Source organism: Pseudomonas sp. MWU13-2105, from assembly GCF_023242315.1.
Lineage (GTDB): Bacteria > Pseudomonadota > Gammaproteobacteria > Pseudomonadales > Pseudomonadaceae > Aquipseudomonas.
Genome location: NZ_JALLIY010000054.1, coordinates 1 through 2848 on the forward strand (window position 1 = coordinate 1; position 2848 = coordinate 2848).

The window sequence follows — 2848 nt, forward strand, 5'->3', positions numbered from 1 at the left end:
GCTGTCGATGGAAGCTCTGCTGTTGCTTCACTGTTTCCCCCCCATACGGGCCTCGCCCGTATGGGCCAGGTCCTCCCTTAATTTTGGAGGTTCCATGAAAATGGAAATGGCTTTATACAAGGCGTTGGTTGCGTCTAACGTCCCGGAACAACACGCCACTGATGTCATTGAGGCGATGGAGAAAGAGATGACCTCAGTCCTTGCTACCAAAGCCGATTTGTCGGCGCTTCGTACTGAACTGAAAGCTGACATAACGACGGTTCAGACAGAGCTGAAAGCGGGTATCACGACGATTCGCGCTGAGCTGAAAGCCGAAATCTCCGAGGTTCGCAATATGCTGGTAACTGAAGGCGAGAAGCGCCTCAAAGAGCTTGCGACTCTGGAGAACAAGCTCACCATACGTATGGGTGTCATGTTGTCGGCGTTTATCGGTCTTCAATTGGCAGCTATGAAGTACCTGGTGCTATAACCACACCTCACGCTCGATCCACCCACGCGGGGAATCCTTCCCCGCCGGGCGAAGTGTTCTCCGCGTTCCTCTTCATGAACCAGGAGAAGCACCATTCCCAACATTTTCTACGAGCCTCAACCACTCGGTCTCTACTCCGTCAGCGCAGACGCTGGCACGCTGATCGAACACCGGCGCCCTGCGATGCCCGCGGCTGATCGGCTTTCACTTCATGGGCGTGGTCCTTGTCGGCCATGCCCACTCAACCCCCTCTCCCAGGCCACTGATTCTGCTGTCATGCTTCGTAAACCAGGCCCCCAACACCGATCAATCCATCACAATTCGACGCGCTGATTTGACATCTATTACCCAGCATGGCGCCTTGATGCAGGATGATGTTTCTTGCCAGGAGTACGCTGAGCGCGCCTGCGGCCACTCCCGTTGCAGCATCCTCCAGGCTCTCCTCCAGATGATTGAAATTACGTCCCTCGTACTGATTCATTTCACGGTGCGCGTAGGCGTAAATGCCGCTCACGGCTGCTCCCTTCCCCCATGCGACAATCTCATTCAGGTCGGGGCGCAACGCGTACAACGCCTGGGGACTGACCATTTCAACCAATAGCTTGGGGCTACCGATTGACGCGATGGCCGCCGGGGTCTTGATCGCTGATTCTGTGCAGCCAAGCAGTTCTGCGACGGCGCCGACAGTGGGTACAGGCCTTTTCACATGATCAGGCTCGACGCTGATACGCAGCTCATTTCCTGCGTGCGCAAAGGTCAATACCTGTTTGCTCATGGACGTCAGTGCTGACCCTGAGTACTCAGCGACATGATGGGTCTGCATGTAATGCGCAGCCGCCAGGGATGCGTGCAGACAGAGGGGACTTCGAGCATGCGGATAGTAAAAATCGAGAACGCACGGTCCGATACCGTCTTCCATTGTGTTGATGAAGACGCAGGCATTGGCCTTCTGTTCGGCTGCGAATTTTTGCCGCTCAGCGACAGACCGTTCGAATGAACCTCCTTGGAAAATGACCAAGGCTTCATTTCCGCTGTTCGGGTCTGTTCCGAAACATCTAAATCGCTTTAGGTGCATTTTTTAGATTCGCACGTGGTTGATGATGGGTACTCAGGGCGGAGGACACCGCAATGGTCTTCTCATCCGTTTTGCTCAGCTTACTTTTTGTCTAACGGGTGGTTACGTCCGTTACTCACCGGCACCATGCCCAAGTCTGCAGGGTCAACACCGTCCAAGCAGCCAACGTTGTAGGCGCACTGTGACGGATCGATTCGCCTGATGTGATGGGTGTAGACCCCACAGACGGAGCAGAAATAGTGGCAGGCCTGCTGGGTATTGAAGCGATAGCTCTTCAGCACGTCCGCCCCTTTCAGGATCCTCAGGCCCGTGAGGGGAACGGTTCCCATGACGGCGCCTCTCCTCTTGCAGAGTGAGCAGTTACATCGTTTCGGATCAACCACTCCGTTCGGTAATTCCAGCTCGAGCACCACCTCTCCACAATGGCAGGAAGCGTTGTGAACCGGTTTGATCTCTGTCTCACCAATACGCTTGATCATCGATTTCGTCCTTGTACGGCAAGTTGACTCCGCAGTACCCGCAGATTACCGAAGCGCCAGGCTGGGCGCACTCTGATTGACCAGAGTCTTGGCTTTGCAGGGCTGCCGTGCACTACATACGCATCGTTCGGCAAAGCCCGACTAGTCGGCCAGTCAGTATCCGACGCGAATCGTAGGGCCTGATTTGTAGTCCTCTTTCCCCGCTCTGTAGCTGCGCCATGAACCTGAAAAAGCTTGTAGCAGTTGGGGTTTTGACAACCCCCTGCGGCGTTATTCATTGTGTGGAGGTGTACCGCTGACGTTGTCAGCCACATGCCCATGTAGCTTGGATCCGGGAGGCTACGATGCGCCATTGCGCATGATCCACACCCAAGGTCGCAACGCTTCCAGTAGCGCGACCGATCGACTGCTGTCGATGGAAGCTCTGCTGTTGCTTCACTGTTTCCCCCCATACGGGCCTCGCCCGTATGGGCCAGGTCCTCCCTTAATCTTGGAGGCTCCATGAAAATGGAAACTGTTTTGTACAAAGCGTTGGTCGCATCCAACGTTCCAGATGAACACGCTACTGCTGTCATTGAGGCAATGGAGAAAGAGATGACCTCAGTCTTTGCTAGTAAAACTGATGTCTCAGCGGTTCGCACTGAACTGAAAGCGGACATTGCGGTACTTCGTAGCGAAGTGAAAGCGGATATCTCGGCGCTTCGTAGCGAAGTGAAAGCGGATATCTCGGCGCTTCGTACTGAATTGAAAAGCGACATCTCCGAGCTTCAGAAAAGCCTGGTGAAGCTTGACACCAAGGTGGATACCTTAGGCAAAAATCTGACG

At 54.5% G+C, this 2848-nt stretch carries 4 protein-coding genes; 2 read left to right on the forward strand and 2 right to left on the reverse strand.

What is annotated here, in order from left to right:
- Positions 1-469 (forward strand): CCDC90 family protein (locus tag M5B96_RS32175; protein WP_248801170.1); only part of this gene is annotated, 469 nt, incomplete at its 5' end.
- A 274-nt stretch (positions 470-743) separates the two neighbouring features.
- Here M5B96_RS32175 and M5B96_RS32180 read toward each other — a convergent pair.
- Both M5B96_RS32180 and M5B96_RS32185 read right to left on the reverse strand, forming a co-directional pair.
- Positions 744-1544, reverse strand: coding sequence for a PhzF family phenazine biosynthesis protein (locus M5B96_RS32180; protein WP_263859764.1), 801 nt, complete (start codon positions 1542-1544; stop codon positions 744-746).
- Between the two features lie 80 nt (positions 1545-1624).
- The gene (locus M5B96_RS32185) at positions 1625-2023 is read right to left on the reverse strand and encodes a GFA family protein (RefSeq protein ID WP_248801174.1); all 399 of its coding nucleotides are present in this window, start codon (positions 2021-2023) and stop codon (positions 1625-1627) included.
- Between the two features lie 501 nt (positions 2024-2524).
- Between M5B96_RS32185 and M5B96_RS32190 the strand changes: the two genes are divergently transcribed.
- A partial coding sequence (locus M5B96_RS32190) for a CCDC90 family protein (protein WP_248801176.1) occupies positions 2525-2848 on the forward strand: 324 nt, incomplete at its 3' end.

Bases quoted from the DNA above. Each gene is read 5' to 3' on its own strand.
- M5B96_RS32180 (WP_263859764.1), bottom strand. From the start codon at position 1,544: ATGCACCTAAAGCGATTTAGATGTTTCGGAACAGACCCGAACAGCGGA.
- M5B96_RS32185 (WP_248801174.1), bottom strand. From the start codon at position 2,023: ATGATCAAGCGTATTGGTGAGACAGAGATCAAACCGGTTCACAACGCT.